The 22677-nt window shown below is 63.6% G+C and carries 22 protein-coding genes; 10 read left to right on the top strand and 12 right to left on the bottom strand.

Features of this window, described 5'->3' with window-relative positions; translation table 11 throughout:
• Positions 1–54: 54 nt before the first annotated feature.
• The 4 genes from rplI to AC04SH_RS21840 form a co-directional block, all read right to left on the bottom strand.
• Positions 55–639, bottom strand: a complete 585-nt coding sequence (gene rplI, locus AC04SH_RS21825; RefSeq protein WP_488576589.1) for a 50S ribosomal protein L9 — start codon at positions 637–639, stop codon at positions 55–57.
• 262 nt (positions 640–901) lie between these two features.
• Positions 902–1150, bottom strand: coding sequence for a 30S ribosomal protein S18 (gene rpsR, locus AC04SH_RS21830; protein ID WP_006203718.1), 249 nt, complete (start codon positions 1148–1150; stop codon positions 902–904).
• The gene (gene rpsF / locus AC04SH_RS21835; protein WP_112560792.1) at positions 1150–1650 is read right to left on the bottom strand and encodes a 30S ribosomal protein S6; all 501 of its coding nucleotides are present in this window, start codon (positions 1648–1650) and stop codon (positions 1150–1152) included. Before rpsF ends, rpsR begins: the two co-directional genes overlap by 1 nt.
• Before the next feature lie 315 nt (positions 1651–1965).
• Positions 1966–3891: an LTA synthase family protein gene (locus tag AC04SH_RS21840; RefSeq protein ID WP_477234950.1), complete on the bottom strand. Its 1926-nt coding sequence runs from the start codon at positions 3889–3891 to the stop codon at positions 1966–1968.
• Between the two features lie 281 nt (positions 3892–4172).
• On the opposite strand from AC04SH_RS21840, the gene fabD reads away from it, so the two are divergent.
• The 7 genes from fabD to gmk all read left to right on the top strand — a co-directional run bounded on the left by fabD (position 4173) and on the right by gmk (position 10962).
• On the top strand, positions 4173–5120 hold the full coding sequence (gene fabD / locus AC04SH_RS21845; protein WP_488576590.1) for an ACP S-malonyltransferase: 948 nt from the start codon (positions 4173–4175) through the stop codon (positions 5118–5120).
• A 60-nt stretch (positions 5121–5180) separates the two neighbouring features.
• The gene (gene fabG, locus AC04SH_RS21850; protein ID WP_488576591.1) at positions 5181–5918 is read left to right on the top strand and encodes a 3-oxoacyl-[acyl-carrier-protein] reductase; all 738 of its coding nucleotides are present in this window, start codon (positions 5181–5183) and stop codon (positions 5916–5918) included.
• 221 nt (positions 5919–6139) lie between these two features.
• Positions 6140–6376: an acyl carrier protein gene (locus tag AC04SH_RS21855; protein ID WP_006203723.1), complete on the top strand. Its 237-nt coding sequence runs from the start codon at positions 6140–6142 to the stop codon at positions 6374–6376.
• Between the two features lie 34 nt (positions 6377–6410).
• Entirely contained in the window at positions 6411–7673 is a 1263-nt protein-coding gene (fabF, locus tag AC04SH_RS21860) for a beta-ketoacyl-ACP synthase II (RefSeq protein ID WP_488576592.1), read from the top strand.
• 202 nt (positions 7674–7875) lie between these two features.
• Positions 7876–9135 carry an endolytic transglycosylase MltG gene (mltG, locus tag AC04SH_RS21865; RefSeq protein ID WP_488576593.1) on the top strand — a complete coding sequence of 420 codons (1260 nt, stop codon included), beginning with the start codon at positions 7876–7878 and terminating at the stop codon, positions 9133–9135.
• 255 nt (positions 9136–9390) lie between these two features.
• A complete protein-coding gene (locus AC04SH_RS21870; RefSeq protein ID WP_488576594.1) occupies positions 9391–10281 on the top strand; it encodes a YicC/YloC family endoribonuclease in 891 nt (296 codons plus the stop codon).
• A gap of 6 nt (positions 10282–10287) precedes the next feature.
• Positions 10288–10962, top strand: coding sequence for a guanylate kinase (gene gmk / locus AC04SH_RS21875; protein ID WP_162712060.1), 675 nt, complete (start codon positions 10288–10290; stop codon positions 10960–10962).
• Between the two features lie 33 nt (positions 10963–10995).
• Here gmk and AC04SH_RS21880 read toward each other — a convergent pair whose 3' ends face one another.
• The 8 genes from AC04SH_RS21880 to lptF form a co-directional block, all read right to left on the bottom strand.
• Positions 10996–11244, bottom strand: coding sequence for a type II toxin-antitoxin system RelE/ParE family toxin (locus tag AC04SH_RS21880; RefSeq protein WP_488576736.1), 249 nt, complete (start codon positions 11242–11244; stop codon positions 10996–10998).
• A gap of 39 nt (positions 11245–11283) precedes the next feature.
• On the bottom strand, positions 11284–11592 hold the full coding sequence (locus AC04SH_RS21885; RefSeq protein WP_436261941.1) for a type II toxin-antitoxin system RelB/DinJ family antitoxin: 309 nt from the start codon (positions 11590–11592) through the stop codon (positions 11284–11286).
• A gap of 63 nt (positions 11593–11655) precedes the next feature.
• The gene (gene rsmA / locus AC04SH_RS21890) at positions 11656–12495 is read right to left on the bottom strand and encodes a 16S rRNA (adenine(1518)-N(6)/adenine(1519)-N(6))-dimethyltransferase RsmA (RefSeq protein ID WP_488576595.1); all 840 of its coding nucleotides are present in this window, start codon (positions 12493–12495) and stop codon (positions 11656–11658) included.
• Complete coding sequence (pdxA, locus tag AC04SH_RS21895) at positions 12492–13520, bottom strand: 4-hydroxythreonine-4-phosphate dehydrogenase PdxA (RefSeq protein WP_488576596.1); 1029 nt, start codon at positions 13518–13520, stop codon at positions 12492–12494. The genes rsmA and pdxA overlap by 4 nt, the downstream gene beginning before the upstream one ends.
• 13 nt (positions 13521–13533) lie before the next feature.
• Positions 13534–14463 (bottom strand): SurA N-terminal domain-containing protein, encoded by a 930-nt coding sequence (locus AC04SH_RS21900; protein ID WP_488576597.1) that lies wholly within the window; start codon positions 14461–14463, stop codon positions 13534–13536.
• 76 nt (positions 14464–14539) lie between these two features.
• Entirely contained in the window at positions 14540–16984 is a 2445-nt protein-coding gene (locus tag AC04SH_RS21905; RefSeq protein ID WP_488576598.1) for an LPS-assembly protein LptD, read from the bottom strand.
• On the bottom strand, positions 16984–18066 hold the full coding sequence (gene lptG, locus AC04SH_RS21910) for an LPS export ABC transporter permease LptG (RefSeq protein WP_192258973.1): 1083 nt from the start codon (positions 18064–18066) through the stop codon (positions 16984–16986). The genes AC04SH_RS21905 and lptG overlap by 1 nt, the downstream gene beginning before the upstream one ends.
• A 2-nt stretch (positions 18067–18068) precedes the next feature.
• Positions 18069–19268 (bottom strand): LPS export ABC transporter permease LptF, encoded by a 1200-nt coding sequence (gene lptF, locus AC04SH_RS21915; RefSeq protein WP_488576599.1) that lies wholly within the window; start codon positions 19266–19268, stop codon positions 18069–18071.
• Between the two features lie 373 nt (positions 19269–19641).
• Between lptF and AC04SH_RS21920 the strand changes: the two genes are divergently transcribed.
• From AC04SH_RS21920 to AC04SH_RS21930, 3 genes are all read left to right on the top strand, one after another.
• On the top strand, positions 19642–21132 hold the full coding sequence (locus AC04SH_RS21920; protein WP_488576600.1) for a leucyl aminopeptidase: 1491 nt from the start codon (positions 19642–19644) through the stop codon (positions 21130–21132).
• 8 nt (positions 21133–21140) lie between these two features.
• Positions 21141–21590, top strand: coding sequence for a DNA polymerase III subunit chi (locus AC04SH_RS21925; protein ID WP_112397329.1), 450 nt, complete (start codon positions 21141–21143; stop codon positions 21588–21590).
• A 95-nt stretch (positions 21591–21685) separates the two neighbouring features.
• Positions 21686–22675, top strand: coding sequence for a 3-oxoacyl-[acyl-carrier-protein] synthase III C-terminal domain-containing protein (locus AC04SH_RS21930; RefSeq protein ID WP_488576601.1), 990 nt, complete (start codon positions 21686–21688; stop codon positions 22673–22675).
• The last annotated feature ends 2 nt before the right edge of the window (positions 22676–22677 follow it).

Here is a 22677-nt window from a genome sequence, read left to right on the forward strand (position 1 = left end):
ATGGATGACGACAATGTGATTGGAGCGAGCGCTCCTTCGCTTGTCGTTAAGCGATCAGGCGTTGTCTTCGCCGCCTTCGAACTCGGTGTTCGGGTCGAAGAAGTTCTCCGGCCGCGCATTGTCGTTGATGTCGTCGCCATAGATGGCTTCGGCGGTGGTCAGCGTCTCGCCCTTGGCCTGACGCTCGGCTTCCTCGGCCGTGCGGGCGATGTTGAGGCTGATCGTGACCTCGACTTCCGGATGCAGCGCGATCGCCACATTGGTGACGCCGATGGTCTTGATCGGCTGGTTGAGCTGGATCTGGTTGCGGTTGACCGAGAAGCCTTCCGCCGTCAGCAGCTCGGCGATGTCGCGGGTCGACACCGAACCGTAGAGCTGGCCGGTCTCGCCGGCCGAACGCACGGCGATGAAGCTCTTGCCGTCGAGCTTTTCGGCCACCTGGCTGGCTTCCGACTTGCGCTCGAGGTTGCGGGCTTCGAGCTGGGCGCGCTGTCCTTCGAACTTCTTCTTGTTGGCTTCGTTGGCGCGCAGCGCCTTGCCCTGCGGCAAGAGGAAGTTGCGGGCAAAGCCGTCCTTGACCTTGACGGTATCGCCCATCTGGCCGAGGCGGGAAACGCGTTCGAGAAGAATGACTTCCATGGTTTTGTTCCTTCGTCTGGGCACCGATCACAAGGTCGGCGCCGAATTGAGTGGAACAGGTCAGGAAGCTCGGGCGCCTTGGCGCCGGTGTCGCTGTCCTGCCTGTCGCGGCAGTTAGAGGCTTTTCACCTCAACTCGGGATTTCAATGCATGTCGCGCAAAGGCCGGTTTTGGGACAACGACATGCATCATCAAAATACTCCCCGCGGCGCCCGTCGCCGTGGGAGAATAGAGCGGGCGGCGAACCGCCCGCTCGAAAGTCTTAGCGAACCACGTAGGGCAGCAGGCCGAGGAAGCGGGCGCGCTTGATCGCCTTGGCGAGTTCGCGCTGCTTCTTCTGGCTGACGGCGGTGATGCGCGACGGCACGATCTTGCCGCGCTCGGAAATGTAGCGCTGCAGCAGACGCACGTCCTTGTAGTCGATCTTGGGCGCGTTGGCGCCGGAGAACGGGCAGGTCTTGCGGCGGCGATGGAACGGGCGCCGGGTCGGGATCTGATTGATGTCGACCATTATTCTGCACCCCCTTCAACGCCTTCGCGCGGACGGCGCGGACCACGATCGCCACCGGCGTCGCCAAATGAGCGCGGCGGACGATCGCCACGGTCGCCGCGATCACGATCGCCAAACGAACGCGGACCACGATCGCCACGGTCGCGGTCGCCGAAGCCGCCGCGTTCCGACCGCTCTTCGCGCTTCTGCATCATGGCCGACGGGCCTTCCTCATGCGCCTCGACCTTGACGGTCAGGAAACGCAGCACGTCTTCGGACAGACCCATCTGGCGCTCCATCTCGTTGAGCGCTGCCGGCGGGCAGGTGAGGTCCATAAGCGTGTAGTAAGCCTTCCGGTTCTTGTTGACCCGGTAGGTGAGGGACTTCAGTCCCCAGTTCTCGACCCGGCCGACGGACCCGCCATTTGCGGAGATGACGCCCTTGTACTGTTCGACAAGCGCATCGACCTGCTGCTGCGAGAGGTCCTGCCGGGCAAGGAACACATGTTCGTATAGAGCCATAGTGGTTCAGTGCCTTTCTTCGTTTCTCTCCCGGATCCTCGCGGCAAAAGCCTCTGCAACTTCTCTGACCCGCTGGTCCCGAAGGGGCGGGGAAGAAAGGAGCATTTCGAGACGGTCGAGAGCGGAGACACGGGAGGCGGAAGCGCTTCTGGCTTCACACGCCGCTTTCCCCTAGGAAAACAACGGCCCTCCGTTCAGCCCCCAGCAAGGACCGGCAGATTGCGGGCGTCTATACAGCAATTTGGCGGGAAGGCAAGGGTGGGGCACCGTTCCAGACAGCATCCTTGGCGTCGCGGGATCGAAAAACGCCGGGCGTCAACTTGTATGGGCGAGCTTGTCCACCGTTTCGGGGAAGAAGTCGGGCGCGGCCTTACGCTTGCCGAACATCATGTCGTATTGCAGCAGGCGGAAATCGTTGATCGCCGGATCGATGTCCTTCTGCCGAGCCCAGTCGGGCGTCGCTTCGCCTGACGGTGTCAGCAGGAGATTGCGATCGACGACGCGGTAGCGTTCGCGCAGCGCGCCGAGGAAGCCGGTGTAGTAGGGGTGCGTGATCCCGGCGGTGGTCAGGATGTGGTAGGGCAGGAAGGCCGGGCTGACCGCGCCCATATCCTGCGCCGGGCCGGTGCGGTTCGACCAGATGATCAGCGGCGTCTGGTGGTGCTCAAGTGCTGCCTCCGGCGTCGGCTCCTTGCGCGGCGCGACATTGTCTTTGAGGAAGCCGGTCTCGACATAGACCGGGCCGAGCGGCGGCAGATGGTCGCCGAAGAAGGCGATGACCGTCGGCCGCTCGCGCTTCTTCGCCCATTCGATCAGCCGCTCGAGGCCACGGTCGGCATCGGCCGAACCCTCGGCGTAGCTGAGCAGCGATTCCCGCGCCCATGTGCTGATGGGAGCCGCGACCTTGTGGGTCGGGTTGTAATAGCGGTACGGCTCGTAGGGGCCGTGGTTCTGCAGGCTGACGGCGAAGAAGAACACCGGGCCCTCGCTGGCGTCGGCCTCTGCGATGATCTCGTCGGTCATTGCCGCGTCGGAGGCCAGCGGCCCGCGCTTTTCCAACGGTGGCAGCGTCTCTTCCGAGCGGAAATCGTTGAAGCCGAAATCGGCATAGACCGCGCCGCGATTCCAGAACCAGTTGGTGCCGGGGTGGATGGCGCGCGCCCGGTAGCCCTCGCTTTTCAGGAAGGTCGCCAGCGACGGCGTCGGCGTGCGCACATATTGCTGGTAAGGGATAGAGCCCGCCGGCAGGAAGGCATTGGAAAAGCCGGTCAGCGCCTCGAATTCGATGTTGGCGGTCATGCCGCCGAATTCCGGCGAGAACATATAGCCGGAGCGCAAAGCCCGCACATTGGGGATCGGGTCCGGCGTGATGGTGACGCCGGGCAGCTTGGTCGGATCCCAGAAGGATTCGCTCATCACCACGATAATGTCGGGTTTCTCATCCGGCACCGAGGCCGTCACATCAGGTCTGTCGATCGCATCGATCGCCTTGTCGGAATAGCCGGCCGGTGCAGAGACATGCGCCATCGGCACGTTGAGCGCGAAAGCCAGCGCAAACCCGTTGGAGGCGTAGTTCTCCTTCTGGTCCCACATGATCGGGATGATCTGCAGCCGGTCGCGGGTCCACGAGAAGGTGGCGTAATCCATGATCGAGACGAAGAAGGCGAGCAGCGGCACTGCCAGCGTCAACCGCGCCAGGCGCCCCTTGCGGCTGAGGATCGGCACCTTGCGGCGCCACCGCCGCCAGCCATAGACCAGCAGCGACAGCCCGGCGACGATGCCGACCGCCATGGCCACCGCCGTCCAGGGCCGCTCGCGCACCAGAAGCGGCATCAGCGCCATGATCTGACGCGAATAGAGGAAATCGGTCGGGTAGAGCGGATCACCGAGATAGTGCGACTTCTGGTGCCCGACAAAGGCCAGCGCCAGCGTCAGCGGCGCCACGATCATCAGGCTCTGGTGGCTGCGGCCAAGCACGGCGTCCAGTCCGATCAGCACCAGCGCAAAGACGATGATGGTGGTCCAGCCCGGCTTGAAGGGTTGCAGGAAGAAGTCGACCGTGCCGAAAAAGTCGCCGCGCACGATCCATTCGATGGCGAACACCAGGACGGCGGAAGCAAGCAGCGTGACCAGACCGTAGCGGATGACAGGCCATCGGCGCCCCGGCAGGTAGCCGGTGGACGGATCGTCTTCCAAGAACTGTGGCGCGGGTACTGCCGCGCCCTTCCTGATCCTTGCCACTTCTCTTCTTCCCCCGGCCCAAGCAACGCGTTTTTCCACTCGCGTCACCGTTCTGTCATAGAACTGTCATGCAAAAGCTAGCGCCTGTGGCGGAAATAAGAAGAGCCAGCAAACGATTCGTGAGCGGTTTTCATCAGGAGTGATCGGCAAAAAGCCTTTCAGAACAGGGACTCGAGGTCAGCTTCCGGGTGGAACGAGGGCCGAAATGCTGCTCGCGGGCTTGACTTGGCGGTCCGCCTTGCGTCACAGGCAGGAAAAATCAGCCGCTGGAGAGAGCCCAAATGGCCGTTGCATTCACCTTTCCGGGACAAGGCAGCCAGGCTGTCGGCATGGGCAAGGACCTCGCCGACGCCTTCCCGGAGGCGCGCAGGGTCTTCGAGGAAGTCGATGGCGCGCTGGGCGAAAAGCTGTCGACATTGATCTGGGAAGGCCCTGAAGAGACGCTGACCTTGACCGCCAATGCCCAGCCGGCGCTGATGGCGGTATCGCTGGCTGCGGTGCGGGCACTGGAAGCGCGCGGTTTTTCGCTGAAGGACAAGGTCGCCTACGTTGCCGGCCACTCGCTCGGCGAATATTCCGCCCTTGCCGCCGCCGGCTTCATCTCGGTCGCCGATGCCGCCCGGCTACTGCGCATTCGCGGCAATGCCATGCAGGAGGCGGTGCCGGCCGGAGAGGGCGCGATGGCGGCGATCATCGGACTGGAACAGCCTGACGTCGAAGCCGCTTGCACTGAAGCGGCAGCCGGCTCCGGCAAGGTCTGCCAGATCGCCAACGACAATGGCGGCGGCCAGCTGGTGATCTCCGGCGCCAAGGCGGCGGTGGAACTCGCCGCGAAACTGTGCACCGAGAAGGGCGCCAAGCGGGCGCTGATGCTGCAGGTCTCCGCCCCCTTCCACTCGGCGCTGATGGCGCCGGCCGCCAATGTGATGCGCGAGGCGCTGGCCGGGGTAACGAAGCATGCGCCGGTGGTTCCCGTCGTTTCCAACGTCACCGTGACCCCGACCAGCGATCCCGACGAGATCGCGCGGCGCCTGGTCGAGCAGATCACCGGCCGCGTGCGCTGGCGCGAAACGGTAGAGTGGTTCGGCGCCAACGGCGTCGCCACGCTCTACGAGATCGGCGCCGGCAAGGTGCTGTCGGGCCTCGCGCGGCGCATCAACCGCGACATCGCCACATCAGCCGTCGGCACCCCGGCCGACGTCGAGGCGGCGCTGGCCGCGCTTGCATAATCCTCTGGCGATTTGACCCCTCCCGTGGGAAGGGTGTTCTCTTAAGATCAGGAGACGAAAATGTTCGAACTGACCGGCCGCAAGGCGCTCGTCACCGGCGCATCGGGAGGCATTGGCGAGGCGATTGCCCGCGTGCTGCATGCGCAAGGCGCCATTGTCGGCCTGCACGGCACCCGCATCGAGAAACTCGAGACCCTGGCCGGCGAGCTCGGCGACCGGGTAAAGCTGTTTCCGGCCAATCTTGCCGACCGCGACGAGGTCAAGGCGCTTGGCCAGAAGGCGGAAACCGAACTCGAAGGCGTCGACATACTGGTCAACAATGCCGGCATCACCAAGGACGGCCTGTTCGTGCGCATGTCGGATGCCGATTGGGACAGTGTGCTTGAGGTCAACCTGACCGCCGTGTTTCGGCTGACCCGTGAACTCACCCATCCGATGATGCGCCGCCGGCATGGCCGCATCATCAACATCACCTCGGTGGTCGGCGTCACCGGCAATCCCGGCCAGACCAATTACTGCGCCTCCAAGGCCGGCATGATCGGCTTTTCCAAGTCGCTGGCGCAGGAGATCGCCACCCGCAACATCACCGTCAACTGCGTCGCCCCGGGCTTCATCGAATCGGCCATGACCGACAAGCTCAACGACAAGCAGAAAGACGCGATCATGGCGGCGATTCCGACACGCCGCATGGGCACGAGCGTTGAAGTGGCGTCGGCCGTCGCCTATCTCGCCTCCAACGAAGCCGCCTACGTCACCGGCCAGACCATCCATGTCAACGGCGGCATGGCGATGATTTGACGGGAGATGGCCGGGTTATAAGAAGACGTGGCCGGCTTGTGAAAAGAGACCATTTCGCCTTGGACCTTAGCCAATTTTCGTGTAATGCGGCCCGCAACCCGGCGGTTCGGGCAAAAACCGGTCCGGTGCCGTTGCGTTTCCGGCAGGACCATCTTTCAGCTTGATTAGCGGCATTCTGCCCGCTAACGAAGACAGACAAACAAAAGACGAGGATGCCCCAAATGAGTGACACCGCAGAGCGCGTCAAGAAGATCGTCATCGAACATCTTGGCGTCGATGCCGACAAGGTGACGGAGCAGGCGAGCTTCATCGATGATCTGGGCGCGGACAGCCTCGATACGGTCGAACTCGTCATGGCGTTCGAAGAAGAGTTTGGCGTCGAGATTCCGGACGATGCGGCCGAGACCATCCTGACCGTCGGCGATGCCGTGAAGTACATCGACAAGGCTTCGGCCTGACGCTATCCGCAGTCATCACCGGGGAGGACCTGCGATGAGGCGTGTCGTCGTCACGGGCCTTGGCCTGGTTTCGCCGTTCGGTATGGGCTTCGAGCACAGCTGGAAGGAATTGCTGACCGGCCGCAGCGCCGCCAAGCGCGTCACCGAGTTTGAAGTGGAAGATCTTGCCTGCAAGATCGCCCACGTCATTCCGCGCGGTGACGGCTCCAACGGCACGCTCAATCCCGAAGCCGTGCTTGAGCCGAAGGAACTGCGCAAGATCGGCGACTTCATCCTCTACGGGATTGCGGCCGCCGACGAAGCTTTGAAGGATTCCGGCTGGGAGCCCGGCACAGAAGCCGAGCGTTGCGCCACCGGCGTCATGATCGGCTCCGGCATTGGCGGCCTCGAAGGCATCGCCGAAAACGCGCTGATCCTGCACGAGCGCGGCCCGCGCCGCATCAGCCCGTTCTTCATTCCCGGCAACATCATCAATCTGGTGTCCGGTCAGGTGTCGATCCGGCACGGGCTGAAGGGTCCCAATCACGCCGTCGTCACCGCCTGCTCGACTGGCGCGCACGCCATTGGCGATGCCGCCCGGCTGATCATCTTCGGCGATGCCGACGTGATGCTGGCCGGCGGCGCCGAATCGCCGGTGACCAGGCTTTCGCTTGCCGGCTTCGCCGCTTGCCGGGCGCTGTCCACTGACCGCAACGACACGCCTGAAAAGGCCTCGCGCCCCTATGACCGCGACCGCGATGGCTTCGTCATGGGCGAGGGCGCCGGGGTCGTCGTGCTGGAAGAGCTCGAACACGCCAAGGCGCGCGGCGCCAAGATCTATGCCGAGGTCACCGGCTACGGCCTGACCGGCGACGCCTATCACATCACCGCACCTGCCGAAGACGGCGACGGCGCCTTCCGCTGCATGACGGCGGCGCTGAACCGGGCCAAGCTGACGCCCGCCGATATCGATTACATCAACGCGCACGGCACCTCGACCATGGCCGATACGATCGAGCTCGGTGCCGTCGAGCGGCTGGTCGGTAATGCCGCCTCGAAGATCTCGATGTCGTCGACCAAGTCGTCGATCGGCCATCTCCTGGGTGCCGCGGGGGCCGCCGAGGCGATCTTCTCGATCCTCGCCATCCGCGACAACATCGCTCCCGCCACCATCAATCTCGACAACCCGGAACGCGAAACCGCGATCGATCTGGTACCCAACACGCCACGGCATCGCCAGGTCGACGTGGCGCTGTCCAACTCCTTCGGTTTCGGCGGCACCAACGCTTCGCTGGTCTTCCAGCGCTATATAGGCTGATTGCGGTATCGACCGGCGCGCCAGCGGTCTGTCGTCAATTTTGCCATATTCGAGCCTACTCTGCCGCTGGGGATTCGTCGCATCGGCCTGAAACCGAAGGCGCTTTTTTTAAAAGCACGATGCGTAGGCTTGAAATGTTAGGGCACGCTGTGCGTCCAACCGGACGTGTGGTCGCTCTAAGAGATCAGATGGTAGGGCGCTTATGAACACCAATCCGGGCGGCAGCGGACAATTCGGACAAAACCAGCAGACCGGCCCGATCGTGCCGAAGACTGCGGCCGAGGCCTTGCGGCCGGAAGCCGGCACGCCGCCGCCGAAGCGCTCGCGCGCCTCGCGCAGCCAGGTCGTAGTGTTCATGAACTTCGTCATCTCCGCGGTGATGTTGATGATCCTCGCCGCCGGCGTCTCGCTTTATTTCGGCAAACAGGCCTTCAACGAACCTGGTCCGTCCGCCAATGGCGACACCTTCCTGGTCAAGCCGAACACCGGCGTACAGGATATTGCCGACCAGCTCGAACGGCGTGGATTGATCAGCGACGCCCGCATCTTCCGCATTGGCGTGCGCGTCTATGGCAATGATTCAGCGCTGAAGGCCGGCGAATACGAAGTCAAGCCGCGCGCCTCCATGCGCGACATCATGGAGCTTCTGAAGAGCGGCAAGTCGGTGATGTATTCGCTGACCATTCCCGAGGGCCTGACGGTCGAGCAGGCGCTGCAGCGCATTGCCGAACAGGATGCGCTGACCGGCGACATGCCTGCGACCACGCCGGCCGAGGGCAGCCTTGCCACCGATACGTTGCGCTTCACCCGCGGCGCCACGCGCCAGCAGATGGTCGACAAGCTGCTCGCCGACCAGAAAAAGCTGGTCGACGAAGTCTGGCAGCGGCGCGCGCCCGACCTGCCTCTGGCCAATGTCGACGACTTCGTCACCTTGGCCTCGATCGTCGAAAAGGAAACCGGTCGGGGTGACGAGCGCTCGCGCGTTGCCGCCGTCTTCCTCAACCGTCTGGCCAAGGGCATGCGGCTGCAATCGGATCCGACCATCATTTACGGGCTGTTCGGCGGCAAGGGCAAACCCGCTGACCGGCCGATCTACCAGTCGGACATTGAGAAGCAGACGCCTTACAACACCTATCTGATCAACGGCCTGCCGCCGACGCCGATCGCCAATCCCGGCCGCGCCGCACTCGAAGCCGTCGCCAACCCGTCGAAGACCGATGATCTCTATTTCGTCGCCGACGGCACCGGCGGCCACGTCTTTGCCACCACGCTTGCCGAGCACAATGAGAACGTGGCTCGCTACCGGGCGCTGCAGAAGAAGCAGGCTGAAGACGCCGCCAAAGGTGCCAAGACCCCGGGCCAGACCGATGCGCCGGCGGATGGCGACAACAGCGGTGACGCCAGTGGCGATACCGGCGGCGACAGTGGGGATGCCGGCGGCGATGCGGGTGCCGCCCAGTAGCAGGCCGGCGCTTTTTGGCGGAGTGACCTTGCGCCTTGCGAACATGGGCGACGCGCTGGTGCTTTGAGCGCCCAGCGCGGTTCGAAGCGTCTTTGGCTTTGCTCCGATGGCTCTGCAGATTTCAGCACTGCGAGATCAAAACGATACCGGAAATCAACACCTTGCCGGTATTCCGATTCTGACATTCGCGCTCCCCGTGATATCGAACGCGAGCGGGATTTCAGAATTGGAACATCAGGAGACACGAGCCGCATCATGAATTTGCAGAGCATGACCGGATTTGCACGCGCCGTCGCCGAGCACGACGGCGCTTCGATCGCCTGGGAGGTCAAGTCGGTCAACGGCAAGAGCGTCGAGGTGAGGCTGCGGCTGCCGCAAGGTTTCGAGCGGCTGGAGCCGGCGGTCCGGCAGACGCTGCAAAAGCGGTTTTCGCGCGGCAATTTCCAGGCGACGCTGACCGTCGGCCGCGCCGCCGGCCAGCAGGTGCAGCCGGTGGTCAACGAAGTCTTCCTCCGGGATCTGGCCGGGTTGGCCAAGCGGCTGCAGGAGCAGTTCGGTGTTGCCCCGGCGACTGCCGACGGCCTGCTTTCCCTGCGCGGCGTGCTCGATGTCCCCGAAACCAGCGAAACCGAGGAGGTTCGGGCAGCGCTCGACACGGCGATCCTGTCGGCGCTGGAGGCGACGCTTACCGGTCTCGAGCAGGCGCGCCAAAGCGAAGGCGAAGCGCTGCGCTCGCTGCTTTCCGGCCATATCGACGCCATCGAGACGCTGACGCTCAAGGCCGAAGCCGATCCGTCGCGCGAACCGGCGGCGATCCGCGAACGGATCGCCGAACAGGTGCGGCTGCTGATGGATGCGTCGGCCAATCTCGATGCCGGCCGGCTGCACATGGAAGCGGCGTTTCTGGCCACCAAGGCTGATATCCGCGAAGAAATAGACCGGCTGAAGACACATGTGGCGTCGGGCCGGGCGCTGCTGGCAAATGGCGGCGCCATCGGCCGCAAGCTCGATTTTCTGGCGCAGGAATTCAACCGCGAATCGAATACGCTGTGTTCGAAGTCGAACGCCGCCACTGTCACCGCCATCGGGCTGGAGCTCAAGGCGGTGGTCGACCAATTTCGCGAACAGGTCCAGAATCTGGAGTAGCCCAAAATGGGTGCCAAGGAGCCGATGGTTGCCAGGGATCTGGGGTCCCGCATTCGCCGACGCGGGCTGATGCTGGTCCTGTCGTCGCCGTCCGGCGCCGGCAAGTCGACGATCGCGCGCAACCTGCTGGAAAGCGACGGCAGCCTGGAACTGTCGGTCTCGGTCACCACCAGGCCACGCCGCGGCTCGGAGATCGAGGGCGTCCACTACCACTTCCGCACCATGCGCGAGTTCGAGCGGCTGCGCGATTCCGACGCGCTGCTGGAATGGGCCGAGGTGCACGGCAATTGCTATGCGACGCCGCGCGAGCCGGCCGAACTGGCGTTGGCGCAAGGGCGCGACATGCTGTTCGACATCGACTGGCAAGGCGCCCAGCAGCTCAAGGAAAAGATGCGCGCCGACATCGTCTCGATCTTCATCCTGCCGCCGTCGATGAAGGAATTGAAGGCGCGGCTGAAGCGCCGCGCCGAGGACCAGGAGCAGGTGATCGAGACCAGGCTGAAGAACGCCCGCAACGAGATCGAGCACTGGAAGGAATACGACTTTGTCATCGTCAACGACGATCTCGACCGCGCCTTCGCCGAAGTGCGCGGCATCGTGACGGCAGAACGGCTTCGGCGCGACCGCCGGCCGGGTTTGTTTGATTTCGTATCGGGGCTGTTGGACGAGAAGACGGAGTAAGTAGCTCCTCCACCGTTGGGTAATCTAGTCACCTCAGCTGTCTGGCAGATCGTCCGGCCAACGCTGCGCTCCGTGAAGCACGCGCAGGATTCGAATTGTGCTGTCGGTCGGCTGATAGGCTGCGACGTATGGCGTGCCGACGATGACAAGCTCTCGCGTCCCAACGAGGCGGCCGGTCCGGCCGCTTTGGGGAAAATCTCGAAGACGGCTGATCGCGGCGACGATCCGTTCATCGACGGCGATCGCGGCCGCAGGATTGTCAGCCTCGATATGCGTGAAGATGCCGTCGCGATCTGAAAGCGCGAATGGCGACCAGACGCTTCAAGATTTAGGTTCACCAGCCGAGCGCCGCGCCGCGGCGCGTCTCTCGGCAAAATGCGCTTCGACTTGATCGTCGGGAATGTCGGATCGGGTATCGTCGAGCGCTTCGCGCACCTTGGCGCGAAACCACGCGTCATACGCCTCGTTGTTTGTGACGAGATCGATAGGCAGCGCACCCTCGTTGGCGGTTCGGGTGAGCAATATCCGCACCGCATCCGAGACCGTCAGCCCCATGCTTTCGAGCACCGCCGAAGCCCGATCCCGGATGTCGGCGTCGATACGCGTCTGGACCAGTGCATTTGCTGGCATGGCAATCTCCTTCGACATCAATGTAATGCGTTTGAATGACGATTGCTAGGCCGGCACCGGCGGTCAAACAGCGTTCGTCAGCCGCACGAATTCCTCGACGCTGAGCGTCTCCGCCCGCCGGGTCGGATCGATGTTGGCGCGCATAAGCAGTGCCTCGCCCCCAAGGCTCTTCACGCTCTGCCGCAGCATCTTCCGGCGCTGGCCGAAGGCGGCTTCGGTGACGCGGCCGAGTTTTTTCACGTCGGCAGCCAGCGGACTGGCACGCGGCACCAGATGCACCACCGAGGAGGTCACCTTGGGCGGTGGCGTGAACGCTTGCGGTGGCACGTCGAAGGCAATCCTCGCTTCGGTCCGCCAGCCCGCCAGCACGCCGAGCCGGCCATAGGCATCGCTGCCGGCGCCGGCGACAATGCGCTCGGCCACCTCGCGCTGGAACATCAGCGTCATCGATTGATAGAAGGGCGGCCAGTCGGTGACGGTCAGCCAACGGATCAACAGCTCGGTGCCGATATTGTAGGGCAGGTTGGCGGCAATCCTCACCGGGCCGCCGCCTTGCGACGCGGCACTGGCAAGAGTGGCAAAATCCGTCTTCAGCGCGTCGCCGCTGATCACCTCAAGCCGGCCCGGATAGTGGTTGGAGATCTCGGCAAGCGCCGCCAGGCAGCGTTCGTCGCGTTCGATGGCGATGACACGCCGGGCACCGGCAGAGAGCAGCGCCCTGGTCAGCCCGCCGGGGCCGGGGCCGACCTCGATCACCGTGCTGTCGCCAAGGTTGCCGGCGGCGCGCGCGATCTTGCCGGTCAGATTGAGGTCGAGCAGGAAATTCTGGCCAAGCGCCTTCTTCGCCTGCAGCCCATGGCGCTCGATCACCTCGCGCAGTGGCGGCAGCCCATCAATGCTCATGCGGCTGCGACCTTTGTGCCGGTATCGGCCAGCCGGCGGGCCAGCTTCAGCGCCGCGATCAGGCTGTCGGGACGTGCGATGCCTTTGCCGGCGATGTCGAAGGCTGTGCCGTGATCGGGCGAAGTGCGGATGAACGGCAGGCCAAGCGTGACGTTGACCGCCTCGTCGAAGGCCAGCGCCTTGGCCGGGATCAACGCCTGGTCGTGATACATGCAGATCGCCACGTCGTAGCCGGCTCGAGCGCGCGCATGAAACATCGTATCGGCCGGCAGCGGCCCGAAGGCGTCGATGCCTTGCGCGCGCAGAATCTCGACCGCCGGACGGATGATGCGCTCATCCTCCGTTCCCATGGCGCCGCTTTCGCCTGCATGCGGATTGAGGCCGGCAAGCGCGAGCCTCGGCCTGGCGATGCCGAAGCGGCTTGCAAGATCGGCGGCGGTGATGCGCGAAATCGCAACGATCAGCTCCGTCGTCAGCACCTTCGGCACCTCGGCAAGCGCAATGTGGATGGTGACCGGAACGGTGCGCAATTCGGGGCCGGCGAGCAGCATCACCGGCGTCACCGCGCCACCGGTGTGCAGAGAGGCCAGATGCGCCAGATATTCGGTGTGACCGGGAAAGCCGAAGCCGGCATCGTAAAGCGGCTTCTTGGCGATCGGACAGGTGACGACCGCGGCCGCGTGGCCGGCAAGGCAGTCGGCGACGGCGCGGTCGATGGCTTCGATGGTGCCGGCGGCATTGGTCGGGTCAGGCCGGCCGGGATCGTCGGTGAAGCGGGCCGCCAGCGGCACCACGGGCAAAGCGTGTTGAAAGACATCAGCTGCTTGCGCCGGCACCGTCTCCGCGATTGCCACTTCGGCGCCGATCCGGCGCGCCCGCGCGGCGATCAGCGCCGGGTCGGCGAGAAGATAGAAGGGTGCCGCACCCGAATCGCGGGCGCTCTGCCACGCGGCAATGGCGATTTCCGGCCCGACGCCGGACGGATCGCCGACGCTCAGTGCCAGCGGAAGCTCTGTCTCACGCACGGCCAGGCCGGTTTCAGCGCGTGACGATCTTGGCTTTCGCCTTCAGCTCCTCGACATATTTGGCCGAGAGGTCGTCGGCGTTCTTGTCGCCGGTGCTTTCGCTCTGGAACACCATCTGGGCAGCCTTGTCGTCAGAGACCTCGCGCGACGAGCAGATACCGATGAATTCGATGCCGCGATCGGTCTCGCGCACAGTCGTGGCGCCGCCCAGTTTGGTGGCCTTGATCTGCTCAGCCCAGTCCGGCGGCAGTTGCGGCGCCAGCACCCTGGGGAGATCGCGAACGGTGACGTCGACCAGGCCCTTGGCGAATTCGCGCGTGGTGGCGCAGCCGTTGAAGCGGGCGCGCATGGCCTCGGCCTCACGCTTCCGCTTGGCGAGTGTGGCGCTGCGCTCGGCCTTCGGCACCACGAAGATCACCTGCTGCAGCATGTACTCGGTGGCGCTCGGCTTGGCGCCGCCTTTTTCGAGCATGTGCTTGACCAGGTCCTGTTCGCTCATCTGTCCGCCGCCGCCGCTATAGCGTGCGCTCAGCGCCTGGTTCCACGCCATCTGGGCGCGGATGAATTCCTTGAAATGCTCCTTGGTCACGCCGGACTGCGTCATGACGCCGTCCAATTGCTTGAGCTGCATCTTGTTGGTCGAGGCAAAGCGCTGATAGGCGGCCTCGACCTGGGCGTCGGTGATGCGGATGCCGAGGCGCTTGGCCTCGGCCATGCGCAGCGTCTGGTCGATCATCTCCTGGCCTGCATCGCCCTTCTTGCGCTGAAGTTTCAGGAAGGCAGCCCGGTGCGCAATGTCGCCGCTGGTGATCGGTATGTTGTTGACGACATACTTGATTTCACTGGCGAAGGCCGGCGGCGCCATCATGGTGACTGAGATCGAGGTCGCCGCTATCAGGAGCGCGAATCCTGCCGAAAACAGGTATTTCCTCATCGAAAGCATCCCAATTCTAAGCCCGGTTTTGGATGACCGAAACCCGTGCCCGCTTTATGCGGCAAAACGATGTCGTCAGCCGGCTCTACTGGATGGTGTCGATCGAGCTTTGTGACGAGCCGAAATCGCCGAGCGTGCGGAACGACAGGTTGAAGCCGACATTCTGCGACACTTCCCTGGTGTTGATGTCGCGCGATTCCGAGAACGTCATCAGATAGGTGAAGCAGGAATCGTTGTAGGCAAAGCCGACGCCGTCCTTGACCAGCACGCTTTGCTGCAGGTCGTAGGTGCCTGTGCCGAAGACGCGCCAGTTTTCGGCCAGGTGCGTCGAGGCGCCGAGCGTGACTTCGTGGCGATCGGTGGTGAAACCGTAGAGCGGCTGCGCCTGGATGAAGGCGTATTTGGCGCTCAGCGAAACCGGCAGGCCGGAATAGGCGGCCTTCACTTCGGCGCGGCGAACTTCGAAGCTTTGCTCGTCGAAGCGGCCGCTGAACGAGCCTGAGAAGCCGCTCGGGCTGCTGAAGCCGACAAGGCCGACATAATCGGAGGTCGAAGTCTCCAGGCCGGAATCGGCACCCGCATTGACCAGATCCGGTGAATCGAACGAATTGCGTCCGCCCAGCTGGTAGGATTGGCCAAAGATGGCGTTGGTGCCCCAGCCATTGTCATAGGCGCCCGAATAGCGGAACCCGACATTGGCGCGGCTGCCGCCTTCGACGCGGTCGTAGCCGGAGAACTTGTCGCGCTCGAACAGCGTCGTGGCGTCGAAGACGAAGCTCTGTGCATCCTCGTTGGGAACGGCCAGGCCGCCGACATACTGTTCGTTTGGGCGCATGAAGACCTGCGCCATCGGCTCGACGATATGGCTGGAGCCGGTCATCGAAAACAGCACCGGCCAGCGCATTTCTAGTCCTGCGGTCGCCATGTAACGGGCAAAGGAAGACCGCATGTCGGCGGTGGTGTCTATTCGAGGATCGGCGGCCATCGCATTAATGGCAGCGAGCGAACCTGAGGATGCATTGAGATAGTCGACGTCACCCTGCAGAGCCAAGAGAGGCGTCAGTTGCAATCCGCCGTCCGTGGTGAAGGTGCGCTTCCACTCGGCCTCGGCGGTGAAGCGGCCGGACTCGCCCTCGATGCCGCGCACGCGCTGGACGCCCGAGGCCGGCACGTAGGGGGTAAAATAGGCCTGATCGAGATCGTCACGGCGGATCACCCGCGCATTGACGTTGAACGACAGTTGGCCACCGGCCACCGACATGTCGGGGATATAGGCATAGTCGAGCGACGGCAGCACCCAGGGCTGCTTGTCGCTGCGCGACGAGATGTTGCTGTCCAGTGCGTTTTCCTGAACCTGGAAGCGCATGGCGCGCACATCGAAATAATTGCGACCGTTGAGGCCGGTCAGGTAGACCGACGATTGATGCACGGCGTCATTGTAGCCGTCGATCGTATAGGTACGCGAGAAATTCTTGTCGGTCTGCAGCAGGATGTCCCAACCGAAGTCCCAGCGCGGATTGATGGCGAATTGGCCTTTGGTGCCCATCATGCCGCGGAACTTGTTGGGATCGCCGACTTCGCCCGAATTGACATTGTGGCCAGCGCTAGTGGGGAAAGCGGAGCCATCGATGAAGGCGTTGGGGTCTTCCTGACGGATGCCGGCGATCTTCAGCGTGTACTGGCCATTGTTGAAGCGCTGGCGCCACTCGGCCTCGCCGAGGAAACCCTGCTTGGTATAGCCGCTGCCGGTGACGGTGAGATCGTAGGTCGGCGACAATGCGAAATAGTAGGGGACTTTGACGCCGACGCCGAGTTCGTTGTTGAAGGCGATGCTGGGGATCAGGAAGCCGCTTTTGCGCTTGACCGTCGGGTCGGCGATCTCAAATGCCGGCAGATAGGCCAGCGGGAAGCCGAAGAATTCGAAATTCGCGTTCTCGAAGCGAACCGTCTTCTTTTCGCCGTTCCAGATGATCTTCCTGGCTTTGACCCGCCAGGTCGGCGCCTTGTCCGGTTTGTCCTCGCAAGGCTCGCAGGCGGTATAGACGCCGTTATGGAACGTCGTCAGCACGCCGCCCATGCGTTCAGCGCTTTCGGCGGCGAAATAGGCCTTTTCGGGGGTTTCGACGCGCAGCGCGTTGACGAAACCGTCGGCGAAATCGTCGGTAATATCGATGTGCTGCGAGTTGATCTTAGTGCCGTCGCTGTTGACGATCTCGACATTGCCGCTGGCGACGAGCCGCTTGGTGTTGCGATCATACACGACACGCTGGGCGACGAGCTTGTTGCCGCCATAGTCGATCTGCACGCCGCCGATGGCGGTGACCGTCTGGTTGTCGTTGTTATAGACGAGCGTGTCGGCCGCCAACAGCATCTGGGTGCCGGAGGGAACCTTCGTTGCCACGTCGGTGACATCCTGCGCCAGCGCAGGAGCCATCGGCACGCCGCAAGCGAGCAGGCATACCAAGGCGCTCGCCGAATAAAGGCGCGCCAAACCAGCCTGCCTATGGCTGCGCAAAGCCGCCTCCCTCACTAGCCGTCTTCCTTGTATAGCAGGAATGTCACCCCAAAGAACATAGCCACGACAACCGGAACCCATGCAGCCACGGCTGTGGGCACGAATCCCGCCACGCCGAATGCCTTGACCAATACCGAAACGACATAAAGCAGAAACCCGGCGAGGACGCCACCCAGAATCATCGTTGCCGACTGCCCCATCCTCGCAAATCGCATTGAAACTGTTGCCGCAATCAGCGTCATGGCCACAAGCAGGAACGGTAACGCCACCAGCGAATCGAACTGCATGGCGAAGGCATTTGCCTTGAGGCCGAAGGAGCGGGCAACCTCAATCTTGCCGGGAAGCTCGTAAAACGGAATGGTTTCGGGGCGCGCCAGCCTTTCCTGCACGAACTCCGGCTTGAGGTTGGTCGGCAACTGGTCCGTCGTTTCCGAGCGGATGTTGCCGTCTTTGAACACCTTGACGTCCTGCAATTCCCAGTAGCCGTCGCGCAGGAAAGCCCGCGCCGCGTCCTTGCGCTCGACGATATTGCCTCGCGGATCGAGAACGAAGAACACCGCGTCGGCCATTTCCAGGCCCTGGTTGAGGATGGCGCGGGCGCCGATGATGGTGTCACCGGTGGCGGTTTTCTGGCGAATCCACGGCGTGGCATCGGCCGCCACCGCGTTCGAATTGCCGGACCGCAGCTGGTTTTCCATCTGCTCCGACCAGGAAAAGCCGTGCGCGGCGATCGGATTGAGCACGCCGACCGACAGCGCGCCGAATAACAACGCACCGATGCAGCAGGGCAACAGGAACTGCCAGGCCGACACGCCGGCCGAACGCGCAATCACCAGCTCATATTTGCGGTTGAGCGACACCAGCGTCGCCATCGCCGAAAACAGGCCGACAAACGGCACCGTCTGCAGCATGATCATCGGCATCCGCAGCGCCGAGATGGCGACCGCCGTGCCGTAGGTGAAGCCCGGCAGGCCGGTGATGCGGCCGGACAATTCGGTGAAGTCGATCAGGAACACCAGCGCCAGAAGGCCGATGAAGAACCAGATCGTGATCGACACGTAGCGAAAGAAGAAGTAGCGGCCCAAGGTCCAGCCCATCGTCAGGCTCCCTGGCCGGATGTGTAGCGCCGGGTGAGGCGCAGCTTCAGCGCCGTCCAGCCATCACTGACGCGGCCGGCGAAATTCGTCAGCCAGTCGGCCCAGCTGCCGGGCAGTTCCATGCTTCGTGAGGTGACGATGAACCAGATGGCGATCGCCGAGGCGACGATCGGCACGCCATAGACCATGTAGGTATATTGCGGGATCTTGTCGGCTTTCCCGGCGGCAAAAAAGCCCAGCCAGCGCACGAACAGCGCAATGGCAATGGCTGTGATCAGCGGATGGATGCGCGCCTCGCGGTGTGAGCGCGCATCGCCTGCCACGGCCAACGCGATCAGCGCGAACACCAGCGCGTACGACCATTCGGAAAAGCGCTGGTCGAGCTCGGCCTTGTAGGCGCCGGGCCTGCGCTGGAAGATCTTGTCGTTGGGGTCCGGGTTGAGCAGATACTGCGTCGTTCGGTCCTTGGGCAGGAGCAGGATATCGTTGGCCGCCGACATGAAGGCGGACAGATCGAAGGCGTAGGAGGTGAAGCGGATGACCGACAGGTCGCCGGTCAGCGTCTTGCGATGAATGACGCCGTCATTCATCATCAGCACCTTCTCGTCACCCTTTTCGACGACGCTGCCGCTCTTGGCATAGTAGATCAGATTGGCGCCTTCCTCGCGCGAATCGGCGACGAAGATGCCGCCAAGCCGGTTGTCCGGCAGCCGCTCGCCGACCTGCAGGAACAGCCCGTCGTCGATCTTGCGGAATGTGCCTTCCTGGATGATCAGCGACAAAAGATCGGCGCGCGAGGATGCGATCAGCTGGCGGTTCTTCTGCCTGGCATAGGGTTCGACGCCATTGTCGACGGCGAAGGAAAAAACGCTGGCCGCCAGAGCGATCAGCAAGACCGGCCGCACGATCGTCCAGCGCGAGGCGCCGGCGGCGTTGATGACGGCCAGCTCGGAATCGGAATTCATGACGCTGAGCGTCTGGGCCACCGCCACCACCAGGGCGAACGGCACCACGATCGGGATAATCGTGGGGATGATGAGGGCCGCGACCTCGAAGAAGGTCAGCGCCGACTGGCCGCTGTCGGTAACGAGATCGATGCGGGCGAGCACCTGCGTCGTCCAGACAATGGCCAGCGTCCAGATCAGCGCAGCGAGAAACACCGCCAGCGCGCGACGCATGATGTAGCGTTCAACGACCTTCATGTAAGGCTTTTCTCGATTTGCCGAACGGCATCATGCCCGCAGACAAGGTAGTCGTCCGACTGCGCCTGTACAACTGGGTGTGTTTGGCCATTTCCTTCAGGCGGATCGATCCGTTTCCCGTCCCACATCGCCCGTCCCGCGGGCCGGAGTGTCGGCGGCAATGGATAAGAAAGGGAGAACATCGATGGTTAACAACAGGTTGCGGCGGGAGAGCGGGGCCGTGCCGCGACGAATCGTCATCGATTCCACAGCGCATATGGGGCCCGATTCCGGCAAAGTCTTGCCAAATGAAGGAAAACGACCAAATGTCGCGCATCTTCCCTGAAAACGCATTCTCCCTGAAAATCTGAGCCGTTTCCGAAAGCAGGACCTGATGACTTTGAGACCATTGATCGCCTTCGCCAAATTTGCCGCGCCTAAAAAGGGCAGCGTCTTCGTGCTGGCGGCCGACGATGGCGGTCTTGGCGAGCCGGCAAAGGCCTGCGATCCGGATGGAACGCTGGCGCGGGCGTTTCCGGTGGCGGACTTTTCCGGAAAATTTGCCGGTGTCGTCGAAGTGCTGGCGCCGCAGGGGACATCGCTCGACCGGCTGGTGGCGATCGGCGCCGGCAAGGTTGCCGGTGTCGATGACTTTGCCTGGCTGAAGCTTGGCGGCACCATTGCGGCGTCCCTGCGCAAGGCGACCGAAGTGGCCATCATTCTCGATGTGCCGGGCGCAAAAATTGGCGGTAAGCAAGCGGCGAACCTGGCTGCCGGCATCGTCCTGCGCAGCTACGCCTTCGACAAATACAAGACTAGGAAGGACAAGGACGAGGCCGAGCCGAAGAAACGGGTCAAGGTCACCATCCACACCGCCGATCCGGCCGCCGCGAAAAAGGCCTTCGCCGACGAAGTGGCGGTGATCGACGGCGTGCTTCTCGCGCGCGACCTAGTCAACGAACCCGCCAATGCGCTCGGCCCGGTAGAATTCGCCGCCCGCGCCAAGGAACTGGAAGCCCTCGGCGTCGAGGTCGAAATCCTCACCGAGAAGGAAATGAAGAAGCTCGGCATGGGCTCGCTGCTCGGTGTCGCGCAAGGCTCGCCGCGCGGCGCCCGCATGGCTGTCATGCAATGGAAAGGCGGCAAGGCCAAGGATGCACCGGTCGCCTTCGTCGGCAAGGGCGTCACCTTCGACACCGGCGGCAATTCCATGAAGCCGGCTTCCGGCATGGAAGACATGAAAGGCGATATGGGCGGTGCTGCCGCAGTCACAGGGCTCATGCAGGCGTTGGCGGCGCGCAAGGCAAAGGCCAATGTCGTCGGCATCATCGGGCTGGTGGAGAATGCCGTCGACGGCCACGCCCAGCGCCCGGGCGACATCGTCACCTCGATGTCGGGCCAGACCATCGAGGTGCTCAACACCGATGCCGAAGGCCGCCTCGTGCTGGCCGATGCGCTATGGTACTGCAACGACCGCTTCCAGCCGAAATTCATGGTCAATCTGGCGACGCTGACGGGCGCCATCATGGTCGCGCTTGGCCAGCACTATGCCGGCCTGTTCTCCAACAATGACGAACTGTCGGACAGGTTGACGACGGCCGGCCAGGCGACGCAGGAGCGGCTGTGGCGCATGCCGCTTGGGCCCGAATACGACAAGCTGATCGATTCCAAGAGCGCTGACATGAAGAACATTGGCGGCCGCTATGGCGGCGCCATCATCGCCGCGCAGTTCCTGCAGCGCTTCGTCAAGGAAACGCCGTGGGCGCATCTCGACATCGCCGGCACCGCGATGGGCTCGCCTCCGAGCGAGATCAACCAGTCCTGGGGCTCGGGTTTCGGCGTCAGGCTGCTCGACCGCCTGGTGCGCGACAATTACGAGGGATAGGGCCGGATATGGCCGACGTCCTTTTCTACCACCTGACCGAATCGACGCTGGAGGATGCGCTGCCCGGCCTGCTCGAGCGCAGCGTCGATCGCGGTTGGCGCGCCGTGGTGCAGACCGGCACCGAGGAGCGGCGCGACGCGCTCGACCAGCATCTGTGGACATTCCGGGACGATTCGTTCCTGGCCCATGCGACCGACCGCGAGGCCTATCCGGCCGAGCAGCCTATCCTCCTGACCACGAGCGAAGCCAATCCGAACCAGGCGCAGATCCGCTTCCTCGTCGATGGCGCAGCACCCGCCGATCTCGCCGGCTACGAGCGCGCCGTGTTCCTGTTCGACGGCCATGACGCAGCCCAGGTCGAAGGCGCCCGCACGCATTGGAAGACGTTGAAAGAGGCCGGCCACGCGGTCACCTATTGGCAGCAGACGCCCGACCGGCGCTGGGAGCGCAAAGCTTAGAGGGTTGCGCCGGCCCGTCTTGAAAACGACGCTGTTATCTCCGAACGATCCGATCTAAGGATTGCGAACAGCGCAACTCACGCGGCGGGCTGAGAATGCGGGTCAAGATCATCGGAACCGGGCGAGCCGTGCCGGCTCAATGCGTGACGTCGCGCAGTCTCGACGCGCGGCTGGGGCTTGGCGATGGCCATCTCGAAGCTGCCACCGGCGTCATTGAGCGCTATGTCTGCGAGGCCGAATCGCAGGTCGATCTCGCCTGTGCGGCGGCGCGCCTCGCACTCACCGATGCCGGCATCGATGCCAGCAGCGTTGATCTGGTGATCGGCGGTTGCGGCGTGCCTTACCAGCCGCTGCCGTCGACCGCGCCGTTGGTCATGCAGCGTCTCGGCCTGGCGGATGGATCGGCCGCCGCCTTCGACGTCAACAGCACCTGCCTCGGCTTCCTCACCGCTTTCGAGACGGCGTCGCGGCTGATCGAGGCCGGGCAATGCCGCACCGCGCTGGTGTTTTCGTCCGAGATCGCCTCGCGCGCTCTGCCGTGGCAGGATCAGCCGGAAATCGCGGCCTTGTTTGGTGATGGCGCGGCGGCCGCGGTGCTGCAGCAGGCAGCGCCCGGCGAGGGCAGGGTGGCGGCCAATCTGATGCGCACCTATCCCTCAGTCTATGAAGCCTGCAGCATCGGCTCCGGCGGCACGCGTTTCGACTTTCACCGTCAGCCGGAGGAATTCGCCCACCACAGCCTCTTCCACATGGACGGCAAGGAACTGTTCCGCGTCACGTCGCGCCATTTCAACGGCTTCGTTGCCGAATTGCTCGATCGTGCCGGCTGGCGGCGGGACGATGTCGATGTCGTCGTGCCGCATCAGGCGAGCCCGTTCGCGCTCGCCCACATGGCGCGTCAGACCGGCTTTGTGCCGGAGAAGCTGATCGATATCGCGGCGCGCTACGGCAACCAGATCGCCGCTTCGATCCCCTTTGCGCTCGATGTCGCACGCCGCGAACGCCGCGTCGCGCCGGGCGCTAAATTGCTGTTCCTCGGCACCTCAGCCGGCGTGTCGTTCGGCGGCATGGCGCTGGAAGCTTGACC

It is taken from the genome of Mesorhizobium sp. CNPSo 4688 (genome assembly GCF_057784295.1).